Genomic DNA, 26557 nt, shown 5'->3' with positions numbered 1-26557 from the left:
ACACTTTTACCTAAATATAAAATTAAAACCTTTATCTTCAGTATTAAATCAGTCTTTTAAAATCTTTTGAATAGGGAGAATAAGATCCTAAAATGGTATCAAATTTCATTTCTAGTTTCTCAAATTTAAACTCCTCGTCAATCTGATCCAGGCAAGTAACCACTAAGTTCTTTTTTGTTGCATTGATATAGGCTCCATCCAATTTCAAAGCATAATTCAGCAGGCTATAATCCAGTTCACCGAACCTCAACTCTCTTTGATATTCATTAAAGATACAGGTTTCCTCTTCATTGTTTTTTAAAACAAATTCTTTTTCATTGCTCATCCAGCCATTTCCATGGCGTGTTGCGTAGCTTCTGGTTACATAATACATTTCAATATCCTCAATATCAAGTTTCTTACAGATCTCATAAGCATTCTTTGAGGTCGTATGAGCATAAGTTACATTCGGAAAAACACCATGATCCATATCTAATAAAATGCCTTGGCTTCCCTCAAAAATGAGATTTTCAAACAAGTTCAGATAACTATAATCATCTATTTTCCAATCTATTTCCTCTACAGCTTCTAAAAAAGTAATGATCTGTTCATTGATCTGCTCTTCTTCCATAAAACCATAGTAATAAGCAATTCCTTTCAACTTTTCTATTAACATTTCCTTAGGAGCAATAAGATCAATGGCAAATAATTTATAAGGGCTTTCATTTCTTTTCATGGTAGCTCCTACTCCTTTTCCGCAGGTTCCATGTTCCAGATTTTTTGAATTGGTCCTGTTTTGCCAGACATCAAAAGGCGTAGTTACCTTGGCCAAAGGATGAATGTGTACCTCTGTATTTCCATTTTTTATTTTTAATTCCTCCTTTTCATTAAATAAAAATAAGGGATGAATTGTACAATGTTCGGTAAAATAAGAAGGCAATCCACGAAGCGCTCCACTTCCAAAACTGGAATGAACATGTTTCCTGTCATCCATCATTACTGTATGAGCAGCCTGCTGTCCTCCTGAGAATCTGATAACCACAGACTCAGGATTTTGCTGAGCAAGAAAATCTGTAGTAATTCCTTTTCCTTCATCTCCGAAACCTAATCCTATAACGATTTGCGCCTTTTTCATGTCTAGCATTTTTAAAGTGAGTGCCATTCCGGCAAATTTGTGATTTAAAGCATCTGGAAGTTGTCTAATCCTTCTCTGTTTGGTGTTCCAAAGGTTTTGTCTTTAAATGTATTACAGATAATCTTTGTGATCACCTTTGGAATGTCTCTATGGTCATGTATTGATATACAGTGTTGTCCTAATAATTCTTTCCAGTCTCTATCTGCTCTTATAGCCTGATCAGAATGCAGAACATTGATGTGATATACCTCATATCGTTTTTTAGCTTCTTCCAACAGCTCATAATGAGTGTAGGTTTGTTGTCCTGAGCCCATAATCTCTCTGATAGCTGATGCCGGAAGTACTTTTAAATAAGGTTCGTCACCTACGGTAAACAAAATCCCTTTCTGGTTTCTTTTTTCAAAAGCATCTGTTCTGGTATGGAAAGCGGCAAAATACCACGCTAAAAGATAACTTTCACCTCCATTTCCACCACCACCGGATTCAATATAAGTTCGGGTAAGCCACATATCCAGTTCTTCATCTCCTGATTCAAATTGTCCTACCTGTAATGGATAGCTGTCACATTCATGATCTCCTATTCCCAGGAAAAGTAATGCCGGATCCGGAACTCCACCCTGGATAATACCACCCATCAGCTTAGGTAAACCTTCTTTGATGAGTTGATGTGGAATATGTCCCATGCTTCCCGTTACATCCAATCCCAGAATGATAGGAACTGAATTGGGATGCACTTCAGAATCCCTGGATTCCCTGAAAGAAATTCCCTGTGGAACCATTGAAGGATGCGCCTGTCTTTTGGCATTCTGTGTGAAAATTTCACCTGCGGATTTTGTTCCGTAACCTGCTTTGCTTGCTCTGTCATAACGAGCGTCTATATCGTATCTTGTACTTCCCATGATTAAAATGTTTTTCCGAATAAATATTCAAATCTTTTTTGACTCACTTCTAACTGAATATTCAGATTTCTGATGGTTAATGATAATTCCATGTCTTTCTGAACAAATGCTTCAGGATTAAAATCTACAAAAGTCAGACTGTTCCTGTCCAAAGGACTGACATCAATAAGTCCTTCCTGCTCACGCTCGAGTCTTTTTATTTTCAACTCGATGTCTTCTACCTTGCGCCTGTAAATCAATTCCGAATCTTCTCCGATCGTTCGCGCACGGTCTTCTCTGATCTGATCATTATTTCTTTGTAATGACTCGATAAATCTTGGTTTTAATTCATCTTCCATACTGATCATTTTTTTGTGTTGTTATTACGCTAATTCAATAGGACATAGTTTTACTCCTCAATTTTTTGCTATTTATCCGGGATAATTTTCCATGATGCCTATTGTGTGATTGGTTATTGTGTTTTTACCCTCTTAATTCGTCTCTTACTTCCATCAAAGCAAATCCTAATAGGTTTTCTCCGTTCCATAATAAAGGATTTTCTGCTCTTGAATCTGTTTCCAGCATCCCGATTCCCCAAATGGTATCGTAAGGACTAGCTTCTACCAGGATTTTATCTCCTGTTGACAAAAGAAAGTCTTTATACTTTTTATTCTGAGAAAATTTTAAAAGATTTCCCTGTTTTACAATCTCATATTTGTGTTCATCCCAAAGTTTAGGATCAAAGTTTTTAACCTTTCTTCCCAGACTTTTAACCTGATTCGGACTTGCAGCTTTCAATATTTTTTCCAGGGTTTCAGCATCATTAAATAATCTTGCTTTACCAGCCATCATATAATGCTCTGCCGTTTTATAAACGGTCCCGTTTTCTTCAAAATTTCCTGTAAACCATTGGCTAAAACATGACTTGGTGATCTCATCTTTAGCAGTATGCCCCCAGAAAAATAAAAACTTTATTCTTTGTTTCTTCTGAAACTTCTCTTTACTATTTTGTAGGGTGTATTTCATATTGTGTTATTTCTACGCAAATGTAAAACAATATCATTTTATTTGCCAAATTTATTTGCGTTTATTTTACACTAATATACATGAATTACTGATTATCAGATAGTAAAATTTATTCAGAATTTTATTACTTTGCAATACCTGACAAAATATAAATACTTTTTGTTCAATAATTTACGATTACCGGAGTTAATAAACTGCCCATAGAAAGAATTCGCTTATTATGGCATTTCTTATTTCATCTGCGTTCCCCATGAACAATCAAAATGGTCGACTCAATTTGAGCCGACCACTTGATTTTAAGTATAATTTGTAGTTTTAAAACTATTTGATCTCGAAGTAGAATCCCTGTTCTTCCAGTTCTTTATATTTCTCCTGATTGAAAGTAAAGAGTTTTCCGGGCCTTCCACTTCCTTCTTTTTTAACGTTGTTGGTTTCATTAAGCAATCCGTAGCTCATGATTTTTTTGCGGAAATTTCTTCGGTCTATTTCCTGTCCTACGATGGTTTTATAAAGGTTTTCAAGGTCTGAAAAAGGGAATTCTTCATTGAGAAGATTAAAGCCGATCGGTTGATATTGAATTTTGGTACGAAGCCTTTTTAGAGCAATATCAATGATATTTTTGTGGTCAAAAGCCACTAAAGGAAGTTGATTTACACTGAACCACTGCGCATCATCTGCATCAGAGTCAGCAAAGAGTTCATGATAAGAAGGGTTCACCAACCCCAGATAAGCCACAGAAACCACTCTGTTTCTCGGATCACGGCCTACGTTACCAAATGTATAGAGTTGTTCTAAAAAATCGGGCTTTATTCCAGCCTCTTCATGTAGCTCTCTTTTTACAGCATCATCAAGGTTTTCATCATCCAGAACCAGTCCACCCGGAAGCGCCCAACCCCCTTTAAAAGGTTCAATATTTCTTTTAATCAGAAGGATTTGAAGATCTTTTTTATCGAAATACCCGAAAATGACTGCATCTACAGCCACTTTGATATCCTGTAATTTTTTTGGAGACTCCATAAATTTATTTGCGTTACGAATACGCAAAACTACAATTTATCATGAGAATAAAAAAGATTTTATATATAATAAAAGTTCATACCTTTAAGTTATCATCATAACCAACTTAAAATTAAATATTTATGAAAAATTTACTAGCAATCATTTCTCTAGCTTTTTTATGTACAGCTTGTGAGAAAGGAAAAACAAAAGCTTCAGATTATTCTGATAAAAATGATTCTGCCACAACATCTGAATGGAAACCTGTAGATTCTGCCACAGCAACTAAGGCATGGATGGACTTTGCAACGCCTGGCGATATGCATAAAATGCTGGCGAAATTTGACGGAAACTGGACGGGTTCTACGAGTATGTGGATGGATGACAGTGGAAAGGCAGCTACCAGTACCTCTGAATGTACTAATAAAATGATCTTTGATGGACGTTATCAGGTAAGTAATTACAAAGGAAACTTCATGGGAATGCCATTTGAAGGAATGAGTATTATGGGATATGACAATGCCAAGAAAAAATTTGTAAGTACATGGATTGACAATATGGGAACAGGCCTAATGCATGCAGAAGGAGATTGGAACCCTAGTAAAAAATCAATTGATTTTAAGGGCAAAATGACGGATCCAAGCCGACCTGGAAAAGAATGTGAAGTAAGAGAAGTCTATATATTCACTGATGATAACAACCATACTTTAGAGATGTACGGACCTAATCCGAAAACAGGAAAGGAAATGAAAACAATGGAAATAAAATTCACCCGTAAAAAGTAAAATAAAAACCCCCGTCTCAGTTTGAAGCGGGGGTTATTTTATAACAAATTAGTCATTAAGCTTTAATACAGCCATAAACGCAGACTGTGGTACTTCTACTCTTCCGATCTGTTTCATTTTCTTTTTACCTTCTTTCTGCTTTTCCAATAGCTTACGCTTTCTGGAAATATCCCCTCCGTAACATTTTGCGGTAACGTCTTTTCTTAAGGCTTTGATGGTTTCTCTTGCAATAACCTTCGTTCCTAATGCTGCCTGAACAGCGATATCAAACTGCTGTCTTGGGATCAACTCACGAAGCTTTTCACACATTCTCTTACCAATATAGTAAGCATTACTATCGTGAATCAATGATGAAAGAGCATCTACCATGTCACCGTTGATCAGAATGTCCATTTTTACAAGCTTGGAAGCTCTAAATCCGATCGGGTGGTAATCGAATGATGCATATCCTTTAGAGATTGATTTCAGTCTGTCATAGAAATCGAAAACAACCTCAGCCAAAGGCATATTGAAAATTAATTCAACTCTTTCCGATGTTAAATAACTTTGGTTAACGATCTCTCCTCTTTTTTCAATACATAAAGTCATTACCGCTCCAATAAAGTCAGATTTTGTAATGATAGAAGCCTTAATGAAAGGTTCTTCTACTCTATCCATTGTAGAAGGATCCATCATTTCAGATGGGTTATTGATCAGAATCGGAACTTCAGGTTCTTTTTTAGTATATCCGAAGTATGATACGTTAGGTACTGTAGTAATTACGTTCATATTGAACTCTCTATCCAAACGTTCCTGAACAATTTCCATGTGAAGCATTCCTAAGAATCCACAACGGAAACCGAAACCAAGAGCGGCTGAACTTTCCGGTTCAAAAACCAAAGAAGCGTCATTCAATCTTAATTTTTCAAGAGAGAATCTCAATTCTTCAAAATCCTCAGAATCAATTGGATAAATACCAGCAAATACCATTGGTTTTACTTCTTCAAATCCATCAATCGGTCCATCAGCAGGTTTCTCGAAAGAAGTAATGGTATCTCCTACTTTTACTTCACGGGCATCTTTAATCCCTGAAACAAGGTAACCTACATCTCCACACTGAATGGTTTTCTTTGGAACCTGCTTCAATTTCAGGGTACCTACCTCATCAGCTCCATATTCTTTTCCTGTAGCAAAGAATTTAATCTTTTCATTTTTGGTAATGCTACCGTTTACTACTTTGAAGTAAGCTTCAATCCCTCTGAATGGGTTGTAAACAGAGTCAAAGATCAAGGCCTGAAGTGGTCCGTCAGGATTTCCTACCGGTGCAGGGATTCTTTCAACGATCTGCTCCAATAAATGATGAACTCCTTCACCTGTTTTTCCTGAAACTCTCAATACATCTTCATATTCGCATCCGATAAGATTCATGATCTCATCAGTTACTTCTTCAGGATTAGCAGACGGAAGGTCAATTTTATTCAAAATCGGAATGATTGTTAAATCATTTTCCAATGCTAAATACAGGTTACTAATTGTTTGTGCCTGAATACTCTGAGCAGCATCTACAATAAGAAGCGCCCCTTCACAGGCAGCAATAGAACGGGAAACTTCGTAAGAAAAGTCTACGTGTCCCGGTGTATCAATCAGGTTTAGAATATATTTTTCTCCTTTATATTCATAATCCATCTGGATCGCGTGAGATTTAATCGTAATCCCACGTTCCTTTTCCAAATCCATATCATCAAGCGTCTGAGACTGTAATTCTCTTTGAGTAACGGTATTCGTGTACTCCAAAAGACGGTCTGCCAGGGTACTTTTACCGTGGTCGATATGAGCGATTATGCAAAAATTTCGTATGTTTTTCATTTAAGAATCTTGTAATTTGCAAAGATAAAAAAAAGCGAGAGATTATTGTCTTTCATCATCTTATTGTATCAATTTATTTAAATTTTCATCAGAATTATCATACTCTCTCTTGTTCGGAATATTTCTCTTCAACATAATAATCTCTTTATTCTCCGACAAAATATAGATTTAAAGAGATAATTAAACGGCTCTCACAAAAAGAAATTGTAAGAGCCGTCCAACATTAAAAAAATAAACTATTATGGGTTTTGTTTAGGTCCCGAAGTATTACTGTGTACATGGGGTTTTCTTTCGTTCATTTTATCTCTCATCATACCCTCAGACTGAAATAACTTCAGAACTTTCTGACAGGGAATTACCTCCTGCATTTTCTCTGCGTATTTTTTTCTGTTATCCAAAAGCTTCTGCCCTATTTCAAAGCTTTGCTGTAATTTAGCTTTCGCTTCGTCATCGGATAGTGTTTCAGGATTAAAGCCTGGATCAAATTGACTTTTTATCTGTTTCTGACTGTCAAGATACTCATTATAAAGCTGTGTAAATTCCGCCTTATCTCCCGGATCTACATTTAGGTTATCCATGATCATATTATTCCTGAATTTTTTAAGGAGTTCCTTTCTTTCTTCAGGAGAAAGATTGTTGATGACCTCCTTCCTTTGTTTAGGATCCATCTTTTTCCAGTCATAATCGGTTCTTTGAGCATTTAAGCCAAGACTAAAACCATAAATAATAAAAAACGTCAATAGTATCTTTTTCATCTTTCTTTATTAATTATATAAATCCAAATAAACATCCTGAGTCGAGTTACTTGCCAGTTCTGCAATTTCAGAATTGGAGAACGAATCCAGATATTCATTCATCCGTGTTTCTTCTTTTTTATTTACTGGTTTCACTACTTTTTGTGAAACAGTTTCTTTTTCATTTCCTCCCTCGCTTTTCACAGCTAAAGAAGTATTATTTTTCTGATTTACAACTGTTTGATTATTATTTTCAACAGAGGTTAAATCTCCTTTCAATGTTTCATAAGCAAGCTCAGCTTCCGTCTGAGGTTCTCCTTTATGCATCGCATACGCCTCTTTTGAATTCAGCTCTTTATCTGCAGAATCATTATTGGAATTATAAATAAAAGTTACTCCAAAGATCAAAGCCAGTGACGCTGCTGCTGCATACATCCAATTTAATTTAAAGACCGGTGCTGGTGCTTTTTGCTCCGCCTTTATATCATTCATAACCCTCTCCTGAATATTTTCAAACAAATTATCAGGGACTGTGTAAATGTTTTTACGTTCTAGTTTTTCTATGTCGAACTCTTTCATCTTTGTTTTGTCAAAAATTATCTTTCGTAATTTTCCTTAATATATTCTTCTATTTTCTGTTTGGCATAATGATAATTTGTTTTTAATGTTCCTACGGACATCTCTACAATTTTAGATATCTCTTCATAGGGCAAATCATCATAATACCGCATCATAAATACCAGTTTCTGCTTTTCCGGCAGGCTTTGTATGGCGTTCTGCAGTAACAGCTGTATTTCTTCGGCATCTCCTTCCACATTGTCTGCTACAAGATTTTGCATATGATACTCCGGATCTTCATCTGTTTTCTGCATTTTCTTCAGTTTATTAACCTGCTGTAGAGCTTCATTGGTAGCAATTCTATACAGCCAGGTATACAACTGGCTATCGTTTTTAAACTGATGAAAATTCTGATAAGCTTTAATAAAAGTTTCCTGCAAAGTATCCTGGGCAAGATCTCCGTCCACAATAATTCTTCGTATGTGCCAGTACAATCTGCTTTGATAGGCATCCATCAAGGCACGAACACCTTTATCCTGTGTCCGTGGATTCTGCATCAACGAAATAATCTCCGCGTCCTTAATCTTCATAAGATGCCTTTCACTATTTTGGATTACAAAAATAACTGAAAGTTAAATTAATTATTCAATTTTCAGTATAAATATTAAAAATAATATGAGACAGTTACGCAATAAACGTGCCTATATTTAAGTTTCAAGCTTCTGTATTACTCTTCCTTTCCCGACTCAGCTTAAAATCTTATATTTGTTAGATGCAAATTGTAATTATCGGTTCCGGAAATGTTGCGTATCACATGGCAAAAGCCTTCAACCTGAAAGGTATTTCCCTTGCTCAGATTTTTGGGCGGAACGAAAAAGAATTGAGTAAAATTTCTGAAGAACTGAATATTCCTTATTCTACGGAACATCTTGAAGATGCAGATCTTTATATCATCTGTGTAAGTGATAATTCTGTAGGAGAAGTCTCGACATTGATTACTAAAAATAACTGTCTGGTTGCCCATACTTCAGGTTCTCTTCCAAAGGAAACTTTGAACGGACAATACAGAAAGGCAAGTTTTTATCCGCTACAAACCTTTTCAAAATCCAAAGAACTTGAATACGACAAGATTCCGTTTTTCATTGAAGCTGAAAATGAAGAGGATACAAAAATACTCTTTGAACTGGCTTCGAGGATTTCGAAAAATGTGATGGAAAGCAATCATGAAAAAAGAAAGTACATTCACCTGACTGCAGTTTTTGCGTGCAATTTTGTGAATCATCTTTTTTCAAGAGCTAAGGAAATTTCGGATTCTCAGGAGATTCCATTTGATTATTTTTTACCCTTGATTGATGAAACGGTTCAGAAGATTCATGAGATAGATCCTAAAATGGCTCAAACGGGACCGGCTGTAAGAAATGATCTTAGGGTTTTAGAATTACATGAGCAATTATTACAAGACGAAGAAAGTCTTAGCATTTATAAGACAATGAATCATTCTATTCAAAAAATGTATGAGTTATAAAGAGAAATTAAAGGATATTAAGGCCTTTGTATTTGATGTAGACGGAGTTTTCACAGATGGAAGTGTTTATCTGATGCCAGGAGGAAATATGTGCAGGGTAATGAATGTACTGGATGGCTATGCAGTAGTTAAAGCCCTAAAAAACAACTATTTAATAGGAGTTATTACAGGTGGGAATGATGATATGGTAAAACATAGAATCAATTACCTTGGTATTCAGGACTATTATCCGAAATCCCATAATAAAATGGAAGATTTTGAAGATTTTAAAAAGAAGTATAACCTTAAAAATGAGGAGATTCTAACCATGGGAGATGATCTTCCGGATATTCATATCATGGAAAACTCTGCCATTGCGGCATGTCCTGAAAATGCTGTTCCTGAAGTAAAAGGAGTAGCTGATTATATTTCTCCAATAAAAGGAGGAAGCGGTGCTGTACGCGATGTCATTGAACAGGTAATGAAAGTTCAGGGGAACTGGCATGATGATAACACACAATCTGTATAATCCTACTTATGAAATTACTTTTAGCATCACAATCACCAAGAAGAAAGGAACTCCTTTCCAGCCTTGGTTTTGAATTTGAAGTGGTAAAAATCGACTGTGAGGAAATTATTCCTGAATCTATAAAAATAGAGGAAGCTGCTGCCTATTTAGCTGAATTAAAAGCAGATGCTTTCAGAAGTCTTACAGCTGATGAAGTTTTACTGACCGCTGACACTGTCGTTGCCATAGATCAGCAGATTCTGGGGAAGCCAAAGGATGAAGCAGATGCTTATCATATGCTCAGAAGCCTTTCAGGAAAAACCCATCAGGTATATACTGGAATAACCATCAAAACTGCAGATAAGGTATTTACGGAAACAGATGTTGCTGATGTGACTTTTGATGAGATCACTGATGAAGAAATTCAGTATTATATTCAAAATTACAAGCCTTTTGATAAAGCCGGAAGTTATGGTATCCAGGAATGGCTGGGAATGGCAAAAATCAAAAACCTTACAGGTAGTTTTTATACTATTATGGGGCTTCCGACCCACATGGTTTACAAAATTTTAAAAGAGATCTCCGCTAATTAAAAATCATAGCGGTTTCTGATCCTCATAAAGATGAAATAAAATATTTCCGGAAGAAATATAAATATTATTCATTATAAAATTTTATTATTTTTACAAAATCATCAAACTGCTGATAATAAAAAGCAGATTAGCGAGTTATATTGAATAATGAAAAAGAATATATTGTTCCTTTTAGTGATTTGCCTTGTTGCTTCCTGTGCTACCAAAACAAAGAAGCCGGAGCAGCGTTCCAAACTATTGAAAGGATTTTCCACATATTATAACACCCTGTTTAATGCTAAGGATGCCTTAAACAGTGAGTTTACAGCTAGAGATAAGGGACATAAGGACAATTTTTATGCTCCTTACATTCCTATTCTTACCTTTGAAGAACAGCCTTTAGGAAGTGACTTAGGACAATCAACTGCTTTTGCAGAGAATTCCATGAAAATGGCAGAAGTTGCCAACAGACCCTCCGGAAGAAATTCTGGAATTCCTAATATACCAAATATGCCAAGTAATCAGGGAAATACTTCTTCTAATCCTGATGGAGGAACGGCAACTAAAGGAGCAACAACTCTCGAAATTGCTGAAGCCAAGGCATTAAAAGCTATCAATAAATATTCTGTTACCAGAAACGGCGAGGAAAAAAACAAACAGATTTTTGATGCCTATATTATTCTTGCGCAGTCCAGAATTTATAGAAATAAACCGTTGGAAGCGATGGATGCACTTAATTATGTCTTCACTCATATGAAGGATGATAAAAGGATTCCATTGGCCAGAATTTATCAAGGGGTAGCTTATGATAAAATCAAAGACTACCACAGAGCCCATGAAACTTTTGCCAAGCTAAAGGGTGATGGAATCAATAAAACTTATTCCAAACTTTTAAGCATTTATTATGCTGAATCACTCTTGGATGCCGGAAAAAAGGAAGATGCTGCGAAAGAGCTTGATTTGGCTTTTGAGCTGAATTCCAATAGAAAGCTGAAGAGCAGAATTGCTTATTTGAGAGGTCAGGTTCTGGAAAATCTCGGACAAAACGATAAAGCAAGAGAAAGCTATACTGCAGCCTATAAGTATTCCAGTGATTTTGAATTTGAAGTAAAATCCCAAATTGCCATTGCCAAAACGTTCAATGGTAAAGGAGATTATAACGGAGCTAAAAACTATCTGGAAGGGATTAGTAAAAAAGGAACTTATTCTTCCAGAAAAAATGAATTTTACTATGCGTTAGGGCTTATGGCCAATAAAGCCGGAAAAAAGGATGAAGCACAGCAGTTTTTCAGAAAGTCTTTGTTTGAGAAGGTTTCTGATCCTCAGATTCGTGGATTGGCTTATTATGAGATAGGGAAAAGTTATCTTGAAAAGAATGATTATATTGGTGCGGGAACGTATTATGATTCAGCTCTTGCCGTAATGACTTATGAACCTTCAAAGATCTTACTACAGGATCAGTCTGCCTACATTAAAAAGATTTCTAAAAACTATTATCTGATCAAAAAGAATGACAGTATTCTTTCTTTAGCTAAGATGGATAATACACAACGAACAGAATTTTTCTCAAAATATATTGCCAAATTAAAGATTAAGGAGGAGAAAGAGGAACAGGAAAGAAGACGTGCAGAGCGAAACAAGGGATTTGATACCGGAGATTATAACGCCAATTCTATTTTTGCCAATAACAATTCTAATTCTTTTGAAGATTTTGGAGTAACAACGAAAGGTTTTTATTTCAACAATACAGGTACGGTAAGCAAAGGAACGTCTTCATTTAAACAGGTTTGGGGAGAAAGAGCTCTATCTGATAACTGGCGTTTTTCCAAGAAAATGGCTTCTATTGAGGATATGAAAAGTGAAGCGCTTGGGGTAACTACTGTTGCTAATCCGAGACGTTTTGAACCTGCTTATTACATTGAGCAGATTCCTACCGATCAGGGTAAACTGGCACTTCTTAAAAAGGACAGAGATACTGCATCTTTAGGCCTTGGGATTATGTATCAGAATTATTTTACCAATACTCCACTGGCCACGAAAACGTTGTATGACCTTGTAGATGTAAAACCGGAAGAAAAGGTAATGCTTCAGGCATTGTATGAGATTTTTGCCATGAATTATGAGAAAACTCCTCAGGCGGCTGAAAGAGCAAAACAAATTCTATTAGCTGATTATCCTTATACTTCATATGCTGAGTTTGCCCGAAATCCTAAAAACAATTCATTTGTAAAATCAACAGAGGATGTTGAAAATGAATACAAAAAAGCTTATGCGTTATATGAAGCTGAGAAATTCGGGGAAAGTAAAGAAGTTATTGACCAAACACTCCAAAAGTATCCGAAAGACGCATTAGTTCCGAAATTATACCTATTGAATGCTTTTAATACAGGAAAAGCCAGTGGGAAGGAAGTAATGATCTTACAGCTTGAACAGATTGCCTTAAACTACTCCAAAACTCCTGAAGGCATAAGAGCTAAAGAGATGCTGAATTATCTGAAAAGTGATCTCAGCTTCCAGGCAACTGATAATAAAGGGAATTCTATTCCCCAACAACCGGGGGCTCCTACTCCACCTGTAAACAACAATATTCAGCCAATGGCCAATGAGAACCTCAATGGAAACTCAAATGGAGCGCCGAAGGATCTTAAACAGGCACAACCAAAGCCTTCAGTGAATATGAACAACACACCTCAACAAAAAACTGATAAGCCAAAATTTAGAAATAAGAGTATTCCTGATAGGCCACAAAATCAATAAAATAAAAAAGCGAAGATGTACTCTTCGCTTTTTTTATTTTTCTGAGGGTATAGAATTCTATGAACCCTTTTTCTTTACCCCGTGGAAGTCTTTAAGATAAAAAGGCTCAAAGTAAGCCATATCTTCAAACTCCTTCTTTTCTATTTTCCCCAATGTCTTTTTGATCAGATATTGGGCAGATGGATAAATATCTTCTCTAAAGTCTGCATCAGGTAGGTTTAAAATATCTTTAGCCTTCTTAGCACCATCTCCTACAAAGACTACTTTCTTATCTCTAAACTCTTCAAAGGAAGTTTCATCTAAAATCTTTGCTTCCGTTACAGAAATTTCTCTCCCTGTAGAACCGTCATAAACACCTGTATAAACCTCCATTCTTCTTGCATCGATCAATGGCACTATAAAATCATAGTTCTGCCCTAAAAACGGCTCTATCATGCTTTCAAGAGAATTGATTGCTATAAACGGAACCTTCAGCCCATAACAAAACCCTTTTGCAGAGGCTGCTCCAATTCTTAATCCGGTATAAGAACCCGGTCCTTTTCCTAAGGAAACTGCTTCAATGTCTTTCAGTGATATTCCTGCGCCTTCCAGCGCCCATTCAACATAGGTATGAAGACTTTCAGATTGTTTATAGTTTTCAGAAACCTCTTCACATACACACAGCAGCTTTTCGTTATCTGATACGGCTACCGAACAGTTTTTAGAGGATGTTTCAAGATATAGAATTTTCATTTTCTTGTTTTAAGCTAAATGGTAACCTTGCGGAAAAGCAAAATTACTTTTAAAATTTTCTACAAATTTAGTCCTTTATTTTGAGACTATTTTCTGTAGATTGTTCTTGGTTCTGCCTGAGCACTTGGATAAATACACATATCGGCAATGGTAACATGTTTGGGAGCATTTACACAGTAAGCAATAGCATCTGCAATATCTTCAGCTTTTAATGCTTCGTATCCTGTATATACAGTTGCTGCCTTTTCGCTATCTCCTTTGAATCTTACCAATGAAAAATCTGTTTCCACAGCTCCGGGTTGGATATTGGTTACTTTGACCCCGAATTCAGTAAGCTCTAATCTCATTCCTTCAGAAATAACGTCTACTGCTTTTTTGGTAGCACAGTACACTACTCCATTGGCGTATGTCTGCCTTGCTGCCACAGAACTGATATTTACAATATGACCTAAATTTTTAGTTTTCATACCTGGGATAATCATTTTGGAAACATAGAGAAGTCCTTTCACATTCCCATCGATCATAGAATCCCAGTCATCTGTCTTTCCCGATGAAAGTGGATCAAGACCATGGGCATTCCCAGCATTATTAATCAGAACATCAATATCTTTCCATTCTTCGGGAAGCGAATTTATTGCGGTTTCTACTTCTTCTAGATTCCTTACATCGAACATTAGACTAAAAATTTCGGTAAAATGAGATAATTCTTCCTTTAAAGATTCCAGTACTTCATGTCTTCTTCCACAAATGATGATTCTGTTTCCCTGTTTTGCCAGAAGCTCAGCTGTAGATTTACCGATACCGGAAGTAGCTCCGGTGATGAATATTGTTTTCATAAAACTGATTATTATTGAATGTAATATTGAATCAGGTTAACAATTTATCAATGCATGTTCTTTATTGTTACACTGATATCTTCTTAAAGTGATACACCATTTATTATTATTTTTTAAGATGATTAATTGGCATCAAATGCCTGAAAAGCATCAACTATATGGTCAATCGTTAGATTTTTGTTGTGATCAGGCAAAACAGAAATGATATCAAATCTCACCTCATTCTGCTTATTGAATTCTTCCAGATAATGATTTGCTGCAGATACAATGGATCTGATCTTGGTTTTAGTCACCGCTTCCTGAGGCAATATAAAAGCATCGGTGGATCTAGCTTTTACCTCAACAATGATAATGAACTCATCCTTTTCAGCAATAATATCAATCTCTGCTTTCTGAAATCGGAAGTTCCTGGCCAGAATTTTATACCCGTTTTTTTCCAAATAATCAGCTGCTAATTCTTCTGCTAAGATACCGAAGTCATTGTGATTTGCCATATTAATTTTTGTATTTTCGCCTTGACTATATCAAACCTATGAAAATTAAATTACTTTTTGGCTGCATTATATTAACATGCGCAATGAGCTGCTCTTCATCTGAAGATACTACCGAAAATCCAACTAATTACACGAAGAACGTCATGTTCATTGGCGGGCAAAATAAATATTATGCACTTGACTCTCAAAGTGGTCAGCTAAAATGGTCTTTTCCTGTGACTAAAGGAACGTTTCAATATAGTACTGCTTTTTATAATAATAACGTATTATATGTGGGTTGTACAGATGAATATTTGTATGCTCTTGACGCAACTAATGGAACACTCATATGGAAATTCAAAGCAGGGGAAGCGATTGAATCAAGCGTGTATGTTTCTAACAATACCGTTTTCTTTGGCAGTGATGATGATAACTTTTATGCCTTAAATGCTGCAACAGGAGAATTAAAATGGAAATATAAAACTGATTTTAACGTTAGTTCAAGTCCAACAGTCTCCGGAGAAATCGTTTATTTTGGGAGTGATGATGGTTATCTTTATGCATTGGATCAAAGTAATGGAGTACTGAAATGGAAATATTATGCAGGTAGTTTTTTTAATTCCTCTTCGCCTTCAATAGTACAAAATAACCTCTATATCGGGAATAGAAATGGATATATTTATAACATTAATAAAGTAACAGGTGAATTAAATTGGAAAAAGCAGCTTGGAAGCTCTCTTGAATCTTCTTCTCCTACAATTTTAGATGGATATTTATATATAACCGATCAAAATTATTTATACAAATTAAATGCTTTAACAGGAGATATCATTTGGCAATCTTATAATTCAGGTAAATATTCGAGCAGCCCATTTGTCAATGAAAACTATGTTTCTGCAAATTCCAGTTCGGGAAATATTACTGTTATGGATAAGCAGACAGGAAACATAAAATGGCAAAAAACAATTTATTCTAATAGTGCAGAATCTGTTTCAACAGATGCCACAGTATTTGTTGGTGGTGGCGGTTCAAACTTTGTATATGCTTTCTTAGAAAGCAATGGCGCAGAAAAATGGAAATTTCCAATAAACTCAACCGCCACTTCAGCTCCTGTAATCATTAATAAAGATGGAAAAGTAGTTTACCCAAGTAAATCCGGGGGTAGGGATTAATTCTTACTAAAACTCAATCTTTGTCTTATCACCAATCTTTATTGTAACCGTCCCGCCAATTAAAAGAGGGCGGTTATCTTTGATATGTCCATTTGGAAAACCGAATACTACAGGGAATTTATATTTTGAAATTCTTTCAGAGATCAGTTTGTAGGCAAATTCATCAAAGCTGGATTCATAATCATTGTTGTCTTTTTCATCACCCATATTGGTCATTCCTCCTACGATAAGTCCTTTGATTTTATTAAAAACACCTGCAAGCTCAAGACTCATCATCATACGATCTAGAGCATAAAAGTTTTCACCGATATCTTCAATAAATAAGATTTTATCTTTAAAGTCAAAAGAATATTTGGTCCCCAGAAGAGCATAGATAAGGGCTAAATTCCCTCCAACTAATTCTCCTTCAATATTACCCTGTTTATTTAATGGGTGAGATTTTAGGCTGTATTTAGGCGTTTTTCCTTTTAAAATATCGAAGATTAAATCATAACTATCATCGGTAACCCCAAAACTGGAGGTTTTGATGGTTTGTCCGTGGATGGAAGCAAACCCTTTTTTCAACAGATAGCTTTGTATAACCGTATTATCGGAATAGCCAATATACCATTTTGGATTTTCGGTAAAATTTTTCAGTTTCAGGTGCTGGATCAGGTGCTGACATCCGTAACCGCCTCTTGAAGCCCAGATGGCACCAATCTCTTTATCATTTAAAGCCCAATTGATATCTTTTATTCTTTCCTTTTCTGTTCCTGCGTAATTGTATCCGTTTGAAAATTTGGTATAAAGGTGTTCCCCTAAAACAGGTTCAAATCCTTTACTTTTAATTAATTCTATTCCCTTTTCGAGTTGGGAAGCATCTACAGCTCCTGCAGGGGAAATAACAGCTATTTTAGCTCCTTTTTTAAGAGCTTTTGGAAAGATAATTTTTTTCATTTTGTTTGTTGATATTTTACTTCTTTTTTCTCAGCTTCTTCCAGTTGCCTGTCAAACTGATTGAACTTCTTAAAGCTCTGCAGGAAGATAAAGAAACTGAAAACGATAAGAATCACTCCTACAACTCTTCTGATCCTGTTGGCCAGTTTTTGGGTAAGTTTATCGTGAAACTGTTTAGCCAAAAATATCTTGGCAAGGTCAATGCCCAGATAAGTTCCTATTACAATGCTTATATATAAAATAAAACTGCTGGTATCCGGATATTGATTTCTCACAGAAATTACCGTTACCAGCCAAAAAAGGATGACCCCAACATTTAAAAGATTAAAGAAAAAACCATTGAAAAAGGTCTTAATATAGTTTTGGCTAATGATCTTCTCTTCACCAGGCATGTGCATTTTGGTCTTTGTTACCAGCATTACAATTCCATATATAAAAATAAGAATAGAAGTGATCCTATAAAAGCCCGGATGTTTATCTATTAAGGTAACAATATCTGCACTGGCATAATATGCTGCTACAATACACAGTAAATCTGCAGTGATGACTCCAAGATCCAATGATAAGGCATGTTTTGGGCCTCTTGAGAAACTGGTCTCTATTAACAGGAAAAATATAGGTCCTATAAAAACCAGACTCAACATGAATCCTAAAATAATGGCAGATAGTACAAGTTCAAGCATTTAATAAATTTTAAAATGAAAAAAATTCATTCCGTTTTATACAAAGTTATACTTTATGATTTAATTATTCAATAAAGATGTGATATATCAACTTTTATTTTATCTGGTATTTGAGACATGATTTTTAGAAATGAAGCGGGAATCGGGGAGGAGGGAAGTTTTGATAGTATGAAAAAACGGATCTGGTTTAAAGCACATTTTTTTTAATTTTCTAAAAATAAAAAGGTCATTCCAGCTTAGGAACAACCTCTTTTATTATGAATTTTTGCTGTTTGATTTTACTCAACAATCTTAAAGTCTAATTGTTTTTGGATCAGATTCGCTTTTACTACTTTGATCTGAACCTGATCTCCCAATTGATATTTATTTCCATGTCTTGTTCCGTATACTGCGTGTGTTTTGGCATCATACATGTAAGAATCGTCTACTAAATCTCTTAATTTGATAAGACCTTCAGCTCCGTTTTCAGGAATTTCTACCCAGAATCCAAATTCTGCCACTCCGGAAATTACTCCTGTGAAAGTTTCACCAAGGTGTTTTTCCATAAATTTCACCTGCATAAACTTGATGGAATCTCTTTCTGCATCAGCAGCTAATCTTTCCATGGAACTGCAGTGTTTTGCTTTTTCTTCCAATTCTTGTCTGCTTGGAGATTTTCCTCCATCCAGATAGTGCTGAAGAAGACGGTGAGCAAGCAAATCAGGATAACGACGGATAGGAGAGGTAAAGTGACTATAATAGGCAAAACCAAGACCGTAGTGTCCGATAGGTTCTGTAGAATATACCGCTTTGCTCATACTTCTCATCGCAAGGGTTTCGATCATATTTTCTTCTCCTTTTCCTTTGACGTCATGAAGAAGTTTATTTAAAGACTCTGCAACCTTTTTGGTATTGGCAAGGTTCATTTTATATCCGAACGTAGAGACAAAATCTCTTAATGATTCTAACTTAGCAGGATCCGGATCATCATGGACCCTGTAAATGAAAGTATTATTAGTGATTTCTCCTTTTCTTGTTAAAGAAATAAATTCAGATACTTTTTTGTTGGCTAAAAGCATGAATTCCTCAATCAGGTGATTGGAGTCTTTACTGATTTTAAAGTACACCCCAATTGGCTCATTATTTTCATCCAGGTTGAATCTTACTTCACTTCTGTCAAATGTAATAGCTCCGTTTCTGATACGTTCGTTACGCATGATCTTCGCTAATTTGTCAAGAGTATTAATCTCTTCAGCCAAATCTCCCTGCCCGCTTTCAATACGTTCCTGAGCTTCTTCATAAGTAAATCTTCTGTCGGAATGAATAACCGTTCTTCCAAACCACTGCTTTTGGATTTCTGCCTGATCATTCAGTTCAAAAACTGCTGAAAAGGTATATTTATCTTCATGTGGACGAAGAGAACATACATCATTACTTAACACTTCCGGTAACATCGGTACAACTCTGTCCACCAAATAAACCGAAGTTGCTCTCTGATACGCTTCATCATCCAGAATTGTTCCCGGAACTACATAATGAGATACATCAGCAATATGAACCCCGATTTCCCAGTTTCCATTTTCCAGTTTTCTAATTGATAGGGCATCATCAAAATCTTTCGCATCCTTAGGGTCAATAGTAAACGTACAAATAGAACGCATATCCCAACGTTTTGCTACTTCTTCATCTGTAATGCTTCTGTCTATTTTATCTGCATCCAATTCTACTTCCTGAGGAAATTCATAAGGTAAACCATATTCAGCAAGAATAGAGTGGATCTCTGTTTCGTGTTCTCCCGGAGCACCCAATACCTGTGTGATTTTTCCTTCAGGATTTTTATCTCCGGGTTTCCATTCAGTCATCTTCACAATTACCTTATCACCATCCTGAGCATCATTGAAGTTTGCTTTCGAAATAAAGATATCTGTATTGATTGATTTTTTATCACAAACTACAAATCCAAAATCCTTGTGCGCTACTTTCTGAAAAGTCCCTACAAACTCTGTTCTGTTTCTTTCCAAAACTTCCAAAACAGACCCTTCCATTTTCTTTCCTTTATAATGATAAGTTATAATAAGAACCTTATCTCCCTGAAGGGCATCCTTTACATTTTTGGCATGAACGAAAACATCAGTCTCTAATCCTTCTACATTTACATAAGCATTTCCGCTTTGGTTGAAATCGATAATTCCTGTTAACGTCCCTTCTATTTTCAGATTGACGATATACTTTCCTTTTTCTACTTCTTTAATCTTTTCAGAACCCTGAAGTTTATGCAGTGCCTGAATGACAAGCTCCCTTTGTCTTGGGTTTTTGTAATCTATTCCGTCAGCGATCTGCTTATAATTATAAATTTTTGATGCATTTGCATTCATGAAACGAAGGATCAATCTTCCGATCTCCATCATTTTCAAATCATTTTTATGACTTATATATTTTCTTTTTTTTGGCATTTTAATTTTTTTTAATTGTTATATTCCGACTCTGTGATCTCTACTATTTTTGAACTTTTACATTTAAAATAAAAATCTTTTTTATTCAGAGAAATGGCAACCTTATTGTCTTGAACATATACAAAAAGATCCATTTTATCACTGTCTGGAATCATTTTCTCATTAGAATTCGGTATTCCTGCAAATTTTCCTTTTGCATTATAAACCGTTCCATATTTCGTTTCTAGTTTAGGTACTCCTTTGAGACCTTTTATATTTTCTATACTTTCATAATCAAAAATACGGGGTCTTCCTATTGGAAGAATCATTTTATCAGGAAAAAGATTGGCAAATTTCTTAAAATTTCTCTCATCCCAGAATGATTGAAATATCAATTGCTGTACCATATTCCCTGCTGAATTATCAGATCTGTCCATCCCACAACCCGCTTCAAATTTTCTATACATGGAAAGATAAAGCACTTTATTTTTTAGATCCTTTCCCTCTATTTTTTTGAAAATAAAATCTGCTAATGCATGATAATTAATATGTTTATTATTAGCTAAAAAATCACTCTTTATTTTTTGCAACTCTTCTTCAGTAAACCTTTTTGGAGTAGGAATCGTCTTACAGCCTTTGCTTTCCGCATCCCCGGGTATCGTAGGACAGTCATCATCTTTATCTAAAATTCCATCACCATCTGTATCCGGCCATGGGCATCCATTATTTTCCATGGGTCCTGCTACAGTAGGACAGGCATCATCTTTATCTATAATTCCATCATCGTCTGTATCCGGCCAGGGACAACCATTATTCAGTTCTGGTCCTGATATCTCAGGGCAGAGATCCATATAAAATGGTACTCTGTCTTCATCCTTATCAGAAAGGCACGTTTTTTTACTGAATTCTTCTCTGCATTTTTTAAAGGCATTACGATCCGTGATCTCTTGGGCATGGAAACAACTGATCGTAAAAAATAATACTGCAGATCCTTTTATTTTCATCAAACCTTAATGTTTAATTTAATCTTAATTTTTCTAAATCTACTTTATAACGGAAGCTTTAGTTTTGTATAAATTTAATACAAATTTGGAGAAGAAAAGAGAAAAACCTTCTATAAAATATCTTTTAAATATTACAAAGGTTCAGGAGAAGTATAGAATGTTATTTCTATTGAACACTGCAAATGTACAAATAAAAAATAAATAAGGCCTGCAATAAATTACAGGCCTCAGTATATTTAGCAAACAGCAATCTTATCAACTCTGTTTTGGTGTCTTCCACCTTCAAATTCTGTTGAAAGAAATTTATCTACAATTTCAATCGCCAGTTCTTTTGATATAAATCTTGCCGGCATAGAAATCATGTTGGCATCATTATGCAGTCTTGCCAGTGTTGCAATCTCAGGCATCCAGCAAAGTGCACATCTGATTTTCTGATGTTTGTTCGCCGTGATCTGAACCCCATTTCCGCTTCCGCAGATCAAAATTCCAAGCTCATTTTCTCCGTTTTCCACAGAGGTTGCAGCAGGGTGGACAAAGTCCGGATAATCCACACTGTTTGTGGAAAACGTTCCAAAATCCTGAACTTCAAACTTTTCTGAAAGGTAGTTCTTAACAATCTCCTTATATTCATAGCCTGCATGGTCCGCTGCAATAGCAATTTTTCTTTTCATAATACTCTTATTAAGCTTTTTTAGATTTTATTTCCTTACAAAGGTAAGAATAATAACAATTCGTGTTAGTAAACCGTGAGTTAATTGTGAAAAGGTATGTTAATAAGTGTGGAAAACTTTTTTCAACTTTCTATTTTCAAAGATAAATTTATTTCGTATTAGAAAATCTATCGTAAAGTTTTCCCCACAACTTTCCAGATCTTTTCTTCAGCTATCCCCAGGTTTTTCCATAATAAAATAACTAATAATGCTTTGTTGGCAAAGTTATCAACAATTGTGAATAAGTGTGTGAATATGCAGGTTTACAGAGATTTATATTGTGAGTTATTTATGAATTATGTACCAGTTGAGTATTATGAACTTTATGCTTAAAACTTATCCCCGTTACTAACAATACATAACAACAACAACCTTATTTTTTTTTTAAAAGAGATAAAGAATGTTGATTAGTGAGTGATTGGGTTCGGGGAAAGTTTTTGAAAACTTTTATTTCGATCAATCTGTTGAAAAAGTTTAAAACCTTACATTTGTGAAACGAAAAATCAAAGAAGTTAACGGAATTGTCCCTGCCGAAATTTGCAGCAATGTAACCTGGCCCGGAGAGGACGATTGTTCGAAACCGAAGAAAAAAATAAATCTAAAGATAAAAATGAAAACAATTAACGACTTCAATTTTAAAGATAAGAAAGCTCTTGTAAGAGTTGACTTCAATGTTCCACAGGATGACCAGTTGAATGTGACTGATAATACCAGAATTGTTGCGGTGAAACCTACCGTTGAAAAAATCCTTCAGGATGGCGGTTCTGTTATTTTAATGACACACCTTGGGAGACCGAAAGGAGAAGTGAAAGATGAGTTTTCCCTAAAACATATTATTGGCGAGGTTTCAAATGTTCTTGGAAAGGAAGTGAAGTTCGTTGATGAATGCATCGGAGAGAAAGCTGAACAGGCTGCTGCTGATTTGAAGCCGGGAGAAATTTTATTATTGGAAAATGTTCGTTTTCATAATGAAGAAGAAAAAGGTGATGAAGGTTTTGCTGAGAAACTTTCTAAATTAGGAGATGCTTATGTAAATGATGCTTTCGGAACTGCACACAGAGCTCATGCTTCTACAGCTGTAATTGCTCAATTCTTTCAATCAACTAAATTTTTCGGTTTACTGATGGCTAAAGAACTTCAGGCTATCGATAAAGTTTTGAAAAGTGGTGAGAAACCAATTACTGCAATTTTGGGTGGATCTAAGGTTTCAACTAAGATTACTATTATAGAAAATATTCTTCCTGCAATAGATAATCTGATCATAGGTGGAGGAATGGCGTTCACATTTATTAAAGCATTAGGAGGGAAAATCGGAAACTCATTGGTAGAAGATGATAAACTTCCTTTGGCATTGGAAATTTTAGCGAAAGCAAAAGAACATAAGGTAAAGGTATATCTTCCGTCTGATGCGATCATCGCTGAAAGTTTCAGTAATGATGTTGAAAGAAAAGAAGTAGATATTTATGCAATTCCTGAAGGATGGATGGGATTGGATGCCGGTCACAAATCAAGAGATCAGTTCAATGATGTGCTATTGAATTCAAGAACGATTCTTTGGAATGGCCCGATAGGTGTTTTTGAAATGTCACATTTTGCCGGAGGAACAATTGCACTTGGAGATAGTATTGCTGAAGCAACAAGATTGGGAGCTTTCTCTTTAGTAGGAGGTGGAGACAGTGTTGCGTTCGTAAAGCAATTTGGATATGCTGATAAAGTAAGTTATGTTTCTACAGGAGGGGGAGCAATGCTTGAAAGCCTTGAAGGATTAGAGCTTCCTGGAGTAGCCGCAATCAACAATTAATAGAGATTAAATTTCAATATTTTGAAGCCTGCTAATAATATTAGCAGGCTTTTTTATGCTTATATTTTCATTGAGAAATCCTGAATTGATCGATGTTTTTATAACTTTTAGATATAACTACAGGTTATATTTAAATAAGGTGTTTTGATTTAGTGTGAGTTACGTTTTTATAGCGATAAATAAAGGAAAAATTGAGATATAGATTCTCTTAAAATAGAGCAATAATCAATAGTTAATTACAAATTTATCTTTAATAATTATATCCTGTTTTGTTTGAATTTTATAATTTTTAGTTGGGTGACTCATTAGAATCTTTTGAATTAAAAATCATTTTATACGTCGACTTTTGACGCTGGTGAGGGATACATTTGCAGTACTAAATTACAATATTATGATGTATACAAATGAATTTTTTGCAGTAGGAAATACAGCTCTCAATGATGATCTTGTTCAGCTCATTGATAGTTTTACTGGAGAGAATGTTAATTTTAAAAAAGTAAGTACGTGGATTGATGAAACCTTACTTGTTGCTAATGATTCTAGAGTATTAAATGATGAAATTATTTATCGCTCCAGGGGAAATGATTACTATGTAAACACAGTAATTTTTTCTACAAAAAGAGTGTATGTAACAATGTTTGGAGCAAAGTCTTCATATACTGTAGATCAAAGAGCTTCTATTCAAAAGGCTTTTGATATTACTTCTCAATTAGGATTGAAACTTGTTTTTCCCAGTGGTCACTTTCTTGTTAATTCTTATACTGATAATGTAGCTACGCGAATACACTCAAATATTTTTGAATTAAGATCTTATTTAGACATAGAATTCGAGGACTACAGTGTTCTAAAAGTGGGAACATATTTTGATGATAAACCTTTTCTATTATTTTCTGGATTTAATGCTAAAGAAGTCATTGATTTTATGCCGATTTACAATATCACACTGAAAGGTAGGGGAGTAATAGATTTCAATGGTCAATTTTCGCAAATGAGAACCTCCTATATGCGTAGAATAGGGTTTGAGGGCGGAAATTGTACCAATGTTGATATCGATGGATTATACTGGACAAATGGTGATTTAAGTAATTGTATAGGAGCCGGTTGGGAAGGAAATGGAAATAAAGTAACCATTCAAAATTGTGTTTTTGAAGATCTGGCTAAAAGTATTGAAACAATCAATTATGATCATTCCACCATTTATGGAAATGCTAATTTTCTATCGGTTCACAACAATATTTTTATAGGAAATGAGCAGATGAGATTAATAGGTTGTGCCTGTGAGATCCATGCTAGTAACAGCTCCTTCTCGAACAATAAGGTTTATAATTACACCAGAATGAATTTTATTGCAGGGATTGGGACTGAAAAAGGAAATATTACCAATATTTCAATTTCAGATAATATTGCGGAAATTGTTAATTCCGGAGTATACATCTGGCCGGATAAAAACTGTACAATCTCAAACTTACTCATTACTTCTAACAACATTAAGCATAGCCATGTACAAGGTAAAAATAACATGTTGTATAATGGAGGTCAGGCTTTATTTGTTATTCAAGGAAAAGGTGGAAACTGCCAAAGGATTACTGTTAAAGGTAATACTTCACATATCCTTTATACGGAAGGAAATTACTCCAGGGTTGCAGCTGGTATTTTTGCAGATACAGAATCTCTTGAAATCTCTGATAATAACTTTATCGGCCATTATTTAGGAATTTTATTTGATTTGGACCAAGATGAGACTATTAAAAAACTTAATAATTATTCTTTTGTAAAAATTTCAGGAAACAATATTACAGCAGCTTCCCAATTAGTAAAGATGGTAGCAGAAAAAGTTAATTATTGCCTAATTGCCAATAATTCAACGGTTCTTGAACATAACGGGATGGCAGATCTTATTACAATTGAAAGTCCTAGTATCCAATCAACAACTGTGAGAGATAATATTTACATCTCTAATCAGCCAAAAATTGAATTTACACCCTCTTCTGTATTTTTGGCAGATCCATCCAATAAGGCTAAATACGTTTTATCACTTGTAAGTACTCCTGTGCCTAGTATCAATGCCGGAGCGTCAGTTTTGATCAGTCCTGTGCTTTCTAGTAACCATAAAAGGGTAGGAGGGATGTATACGATTCAGCCAACATATCCTTTTCCTGAACTTTTCTTCAATGCCCATACTTTTGGTGCTGGCGGAACAATGGATGTTAAGTTTAAAGTTGATAACATGACTTCATCTATTTTCTCAGATAACCCAAATTTAGTTAGTAATTTGATTATTAACTTATAAAAGACAAGACTGGATTTGTTCCAGTCTTTTTTATTGAGTGTTATTGTTACTTTGTTTTGTGTGTAATATATTTAATTTTAATTGATTGTTTTTCAGGTTTTAAACTATGTTATTGATTGATGTATTATGTGTTTTTTATCAGTTTTTTAATTGATTTTTAGATAAAATATATTTTCATACGTCTTATAGTAAATATTAAACTTTAATTTATTGTAAATCAATATTTAAGCTT

24 protein-coding genes and 1 pseudogene are annotated in these 26557 nt (G+C 35.0%); 8 read left to right on the top strand and 17 right to left on the bottom strand.

Going from position 1 to position 26557, the window contains the following annotated elements:
* Positions 1–43: 43 nt before the first annotated feature.
* The 5 genes from EG344_RS11500 to EG344_RS11480 all read right to left on the bottom strand — a co-directional run bounded on the left by EG344_RS11500 (position 44) and on the right by EG344_RS11480 (position 4035).
* Entirely contained in the window at positions 44–1114 is a 1071-nt protein-coding gene (locus EG344_RS11500) for an adenylosuccinate synthetase (protein ID WP_123909552.1), read from the bottom strand.
* Between the two features lie 44 nt (positions 1115–1158).
* Positions 1159–2013, bottom strand: a complete 855-nt coding sequence (locus EG344_RS11495; protein ID WP_123909551.1) for a hypothetical protein — start codon at positions 2011–2013, stop codon at positions 1159–1161.
* A gap of 2 nt (positions 2014–2015) precedes the next feature.
* Positions 2016–2351, bottom strand: a complete 336-nt coding sequence (locus EG344_RS11490) for a hypothetical protein (RefSeq protein ID WP_123909550.1) — start codon at positions 2349–2351, stop codon at positions 2016–2018.
* Between the two features lie 124 nt (positions 2352–2475).
* Positions 2476–3018, bottom strand: coding sequence for an NADAR family protein (locus EG344_RS11485; RefSeq protein WP_123909549.1), 543 nt, complete (start codon positions 3016–3018; stop codon positions 2476–2478).
* Between the two features lie 321 nt (positions 3019–3339).
* Positions 3340–4035 carry an NUDIX hydrolase gene (locus EG344_RS11480; protein WP_123909548.1) on the bottom strand — a complete coding sequence of 232 codons (696 nt, stop codon included), beginning with the start codon at positions 4033–4035 and terminating at the stop codon, positions 3340–3342.
* Positions 4036–4157: 122 nt separating this feature from the next.
* On the opposite strand from EG344_RS11480, the gene EG344_RS11475 reads away from it, so the two are divergent.
* The gene (locus tag EG344_RS11475; protein WP_123909547.1) at positions 4158–4799 is read left to right on the top strand and encodes a DUF1579 domain-containing protein; all 642 of its coding nucleotides are present in this window, start codon (positions 4158–4160) and stop codon (positions 4797–4799) included.
* A gap of 48 nt (positions 4800–4847) precedes the next feature.
* Here the strand turns inward: EG344_RS11475 and lepA are convergent, their stop codons facing one another.
* The 4 genes from lepA to EG344_RS11455 form a co-directional block, all read right to left on the bottom strand.
* Positions 4848–6644, bottom strand: coding sequence for a translation elongation factor 4 (lepA, locus tag EG344_RS11470; protein ID WP_123909546.1), 1797 nt, complete (start codon positions 6642–6644; stop codon positions 4848–4850).
* A 239-nt stretch (positions 6645–6883) separates the two neighbouring features.
* Positions 6884–7399, bottom strand: a complete 516-nt coding sequence (locus EG344_RS11465; protein ID WP_123909545.1) for a hypothetical protein — start codon at positions 7397–7399, stop codon at positions 6884–6886.
* 9 nt (positions 7400–7408) lie between these two features.
* Positions 7409–7957: a hypothetical protein gene (locus EG344_RS11460; RefSeq protein ID WP_123909544.1), complete on the bottom strand. Its 549-nt coding sequence runs from the start codon at positions 7955–7957 to the stop codon at positions 7409–7411.
* 17 nt (positions 7958–7974) lie between these two features.
* Positions 7975–8526: an RNA polymerase sigma factor gene (locus tag EG344_RS11455; protein WP_123909543.1), complete on the bottom strand. Its 552-nt coding sequence runs from the start codon at positions 8524–8526 to the stop codon at positions 7975–7977.
* A gap of 182 nt (positions 8527–8708) precedes the next feature.
* Here EG344_RS11455 and EG344_RS11450 point away from each other — a divergent pair, with 182 nt between their 5' ends.
* The 4 genes from EG344_RS11450 (at position 8709) to EG344_RS11435 (ending at position 13277) form a co-directional block, all read left to right on the top strand.
* Complete coding sequence (locus EG344_RS11450) at positions 8709–9461, top strand: Rossmann-like and DUF2520 domain-containing protein (RefSeq protein WP_123909542.1); 753 nt, start codon at positions 8709–8711, stop codon at positions 9459–9461.
* Entirely contained in the window at positions 9451–9969 is a 519-nt protein-coding gene (locus EG344_RS11445) for a KdsC family phosphatase (protein WP_123909541.1), read from the top strand. Before EG344_RS11450 ends, EG344_RS11445 begins: the two co-directional genes overlap by 11 nt.
* Before the next feature lie 8 nt (positions 9970–9977).
* Positions 9978–10541 (top strand): Maf family protein, encoded by a 564-nt coding sequence (locus EG344_RS11440; protein ID WP_123909540.1) that lies wholly within the window; start codon positions 9978–9980, stop codon positions 10539–10541.
* A gap of 147 nt (positions 10542–10688) precedes the next feature.
* Complete coding sequence (locus EG344_RS11435; protein ID WP_228412915.1) at positions 10689–13277, top strand: tetratricopeptide repeat protein; 2589 nt, start codon at positions 10689–10691, stop codon at positions 13275–13277.
* Positions 13278–13334: 57 nt separating this feature from the next.
* On the opposite strand, the gene tsaB is transcribed toward EG344_RS11435, so the two are convergent.
* The 3 genes from tsaB to EG344_RS11420 form a co-directional block, all read right to left on the bottom strand.
* Entirely contained in the window at positions 13335–14009 is a 675-nt protein-coding gene (gene tsaB / locus EG344_RS11430) for a tRNA (adenosine(37)-N6)-threonylcarbamoyltransferase complex dimerization subunit type 1 TsaB (protein WP_123909539.1), read from the bottom strand.
* Between the two features lie 86 nt (positions 14010–14095).
* Positions 14096–14845, bottom strand: a complete 750-nt coding sequence (locus EG344_RS11425) for an SDR family NAD(P)-dependent oxidoreductase (protein ID WP_123909538.1) — start codon at positions 14843–14845, stop codon at positions 14096–14098.
* A gap of 122 nt (positions 14846–14967) precedes the next feature.
* Positions 14968–15339 (bottom strand): YraN family protein, encoded by a 372-nt coding sequence (locus EG344_RS11420; protein ID WP_123909537.1) that lies wholly within the window; start codon positions 15337–15339, stop codon positions 14968–14970.
* An 83-nt stretch (positions 15340–15422) separates the two neighbouring features.
* Here EG344_RS11420 and EG344_RS11415 point away from each other — a divergent pair, with 83 nt between their 5' ends.
* A complete protein-coding gene (locus EG344_RS11415) occupies positions 15423–16490 on the top strand; it encodes a PQQ-binding-like beta-propeller repeat protein (protein ID WP_164464424.1) in 1068 nt (355 codons plus the stop codon).
* Positions 16491–16496: 6 nt separating this feature from the next.
* Here the strand turns inward: EG344_RS11415 and EG344_RS11410 are convergent, their stop codons facing one another.
* The 5 genes and pseudogenes from EG344_RS11410 to rpiB form a co-directional block, all read right to left on the bottom strand.
* Positions 16497–17426, bottom strand: a complete 930-nt coding sequence (locus EG344_RS11410; RefSeq protein WP_123909535.1) for an LD-carboxypeptidase — start codon at positions 17424–17426, stop codon at positions 16497–16499.
* On the bottom strand, positions 17423–18109 hold the full coding sequence (locus tag EG344_RS11405; RefSeq protein ID WP_123909534.1) for a LysE family translocator: 687 nt from the start codon (positions 18107–18109) through the stop codon (positions 17423–17425). Before EG344_RS11405 ends, EG344_RS11410 begins: the two co-directional genes overlap by 4 nt.
* A gap of 278 nt (positions 18110–18387) precedes the next feature.
* Positions 18388–20541 (bottom strand): ribonuclease R, encoded by a 2154-nt coding sequence (gene rnr / locus EG344_RS11400; RefSeq protein WP_123909533.1) that lies wholly within the window; start codon positions 20539–20541, stop codon positions 18388–18390.
* Between the two features lie 530 nt (positions 20542–21071).
* Positions 21072–21401 (bottom strand): annotated as a pseudogene (locus EG344_RS23920) (thrombospondin type 3 repeat-containing protein); the annotation flags it as partial.
* A 359-nt stretch (positions 21402–21760) separates the two neighbouring features.
* A complete protein-coding gene (gene rpiB / locus EG344_RS11390) occupies positions 21761–22195 on the bottom strand; it encodes a ribose 5-phosphate isomerase B (RefSeq protein ID WP_065395543.1) in 435 nt (144 codons plus the stop codon).
* A 649-nt stretch (positions 22196–22844) separates the two neighbouring features.
* On the opposite strand from rpiB, the gene EG344_RS11385 reads away from it, so the two are divergent.
* Positions 22845–24035 (top strand): phosphoglycerate kinase, encoded by a 1191-nt coding sequence (locus EG344_RS11385; protein WP_123911807.1) that lies wholly within the window; start codon positions 22845–22847, stop codon positions 24033–24035.
* Between the two features lie 391 nt (positions 24036–24426).
* Positions 24427–26325 (top strand): hypothetical protein, encoded by a 1899-nt coding sequence (locus EG344_RS11380; RefSeq protein ID WP_123909531.1) that lies wholly within the window; start codon positions 24427–24429, stop codon positions 26323–26325.
* Positions 26326–26557 lie beyond the last annotated feature (232 nt).

The organism is Chryseobacterium sp. G0162, from assembly GCF_003815715.1.
Classification (GTDB): Bacteria; Bacteroidota; Bacteroidia; order Flavobacteriales; family Weeksellaceae; genus Chryseobacterium.
This window is presented reverse-complemented; position numbering and strand designations above follow the sequence as displayed.

Bases quoted from the DNA above. Each gene is read 5' to 3' on its own strand.
- lepA (WP_123909546.1), bottom strand. From the start codon at position 6,644: ATGAAAAACATACGAAATTTTTGCATAATCGCTCATATCGACCACGGT.
- rnr (WP_123909533.1), bottom strand. From the start codon at position 20,541: ATGCCAAAAAAAAGAAAATATATAAGTCATAAAAATGATTTGAAAATG.
- EG344_RS11440 (WP_123909540.1), top strand. From the start codon at position 9,978: ATGAAATTACTTTTAGCATCACAATCACCAAGAAGAAAGGAACTCCTT.
- EG344_RS11475 (WP_123909547.1), top strand. From the start codon at position 4,158: ATGAAAAATTTACTAGCAATCATTTCTCTAGCTTTTTTATGTACAGCT.
- EG344_RS11410 (WP_123909535.1), bottom strand. From the start codon at position 17,426: ATGAAAAAAATTATCTTTCCAAAAGCTCTTAAAAAAGGAGCTAAAATA.
- EG344_RS11500 (WP_123909552.1), bottom strand. From the start codon at position 1,114: ATGAAAAAGGCGCAAATCGTTATAGGATTAGGTTTCGGAGATGAAGGA.
- EG344_RS11455 (WP_123909543.1), bottom strand. From the start codon at position 8,526: ATGAAGATTAAGGACGCGGAGATTATTTCGTTGATGCAGAATCCACGG.
- EG344_RS11425 (WP_123909538.1), bottom strand. From the start codon at position 14,845: ATGAAAACAATATTCATCACCGGAGCTACTTCCGGTATCGGTAAATCT.
- EG344_RS11460 (WP_123909544.1), bottom strand. From the start codon at position 7,957: ATGAAAGAGTTCGACATAGAAAAACTAGAACGTAAAAACATTTACACA.
- EG344_RS11485 (WP_123909549.1), bottom strand. From the start codon at position 3,018: ATGAAATACACCCTACAAAATAGTAAAGAGAAGTTTCAGAAGAAACAA.
- EG344_RS11490 (WP_123909550.1), bottom strand. From the start codon at position 2,351: ATGGAAGATGAATTAAAACCAAGATTTATCGAGTCATTACAAAGAAAT.
- EG344_RS11405 (WP_123909534.1), bottom strand. From the start codon at position 18,109: ATGCTTGAACTTGTACTATCTGCCATTATTTTAGGATTCATGTTGAGT.
- EG344_RS11385 (WP_123911807.1), top strand. From the start codon at position 22,845: ATGAAAACAATTAACGACTTCAATTTTAAAGATAAGAAAGCTCTTGTA.
- rpiB (WP_065395543.1), bottom strand. From the start codon at position 22,195: ATGAAAAGAAAAATTGCTATTGCAGCGGACCATGCAGGCTATGAATAT.
- EG344_RS11445 (WP_123909541.1), top strand. From the start codon at position 9,451: ATGAGTTATAAAGAGAAATTAAAGGATATTAAGGCCTTTGTATTTGAT.
- EG344_RS11435 (WP_228412915.1), top strand. From the start codon at position 10,689: ATGAAAAAGAATATATTGTTCCTTTTAGTGATTTGCCTTGTTGCTTCC.
- EG344_RS11380 (WP_123909531.1), top strand. From the start codon at position 24,427: ATGATGTATACAAATGAATTTTTTGCAGTAGGAAATACAGCTCTCAAT.
- EG344_RS11415 (WP_164464424.1), top strand. From the start codon at position 15,423: ATGAGCTGCTCTTCATCTGAAGATACTACCGAAAATCCAACTAATTAC.
- EG344_RS11480 (WP_123909548.1), bottom strand. From the start codon at position 4,035: ATGGAGTCTCCAAAAAAATTACAGGATATCAAAGTGGCTGTAGATGCA.
- tsaB (WP_123909539.1), bottom strand. From the start codon at position 14,009: ATGAAAATTCTATATCTTGAAACATCCTCTAAAAACTGTTCGGTAGCC.
- EG344_RS11420 (WP_123909537.1), bottom strand. From the start codon at position 15,339: ATGGCAAATCACAATGACTTCGGTATCTTAGCAGAAGAATTAGCAGCT.
- EG344_RS11450 (WP_123909542.1), top strand. From the start codon at position 8,709: ATGCAAATTGTAATTATCGGTTCCGGAAATGTTGCGTATCACATGGCA.
- EG344_RS11495 (WP_123909551.1), bottom strand. From the start codon at position 2,013: ATGGGAAGTACAAGATACGATATAGACGCTCGTTATGACAGAGCAAGC.
- EG344_RS11465 (WP_123909545.1), bottom strand. From the start codon at position 7,399: ATGAAAAAGATACTATTGACGTTTTTTATTATTTATGGTTTTAGTCTT.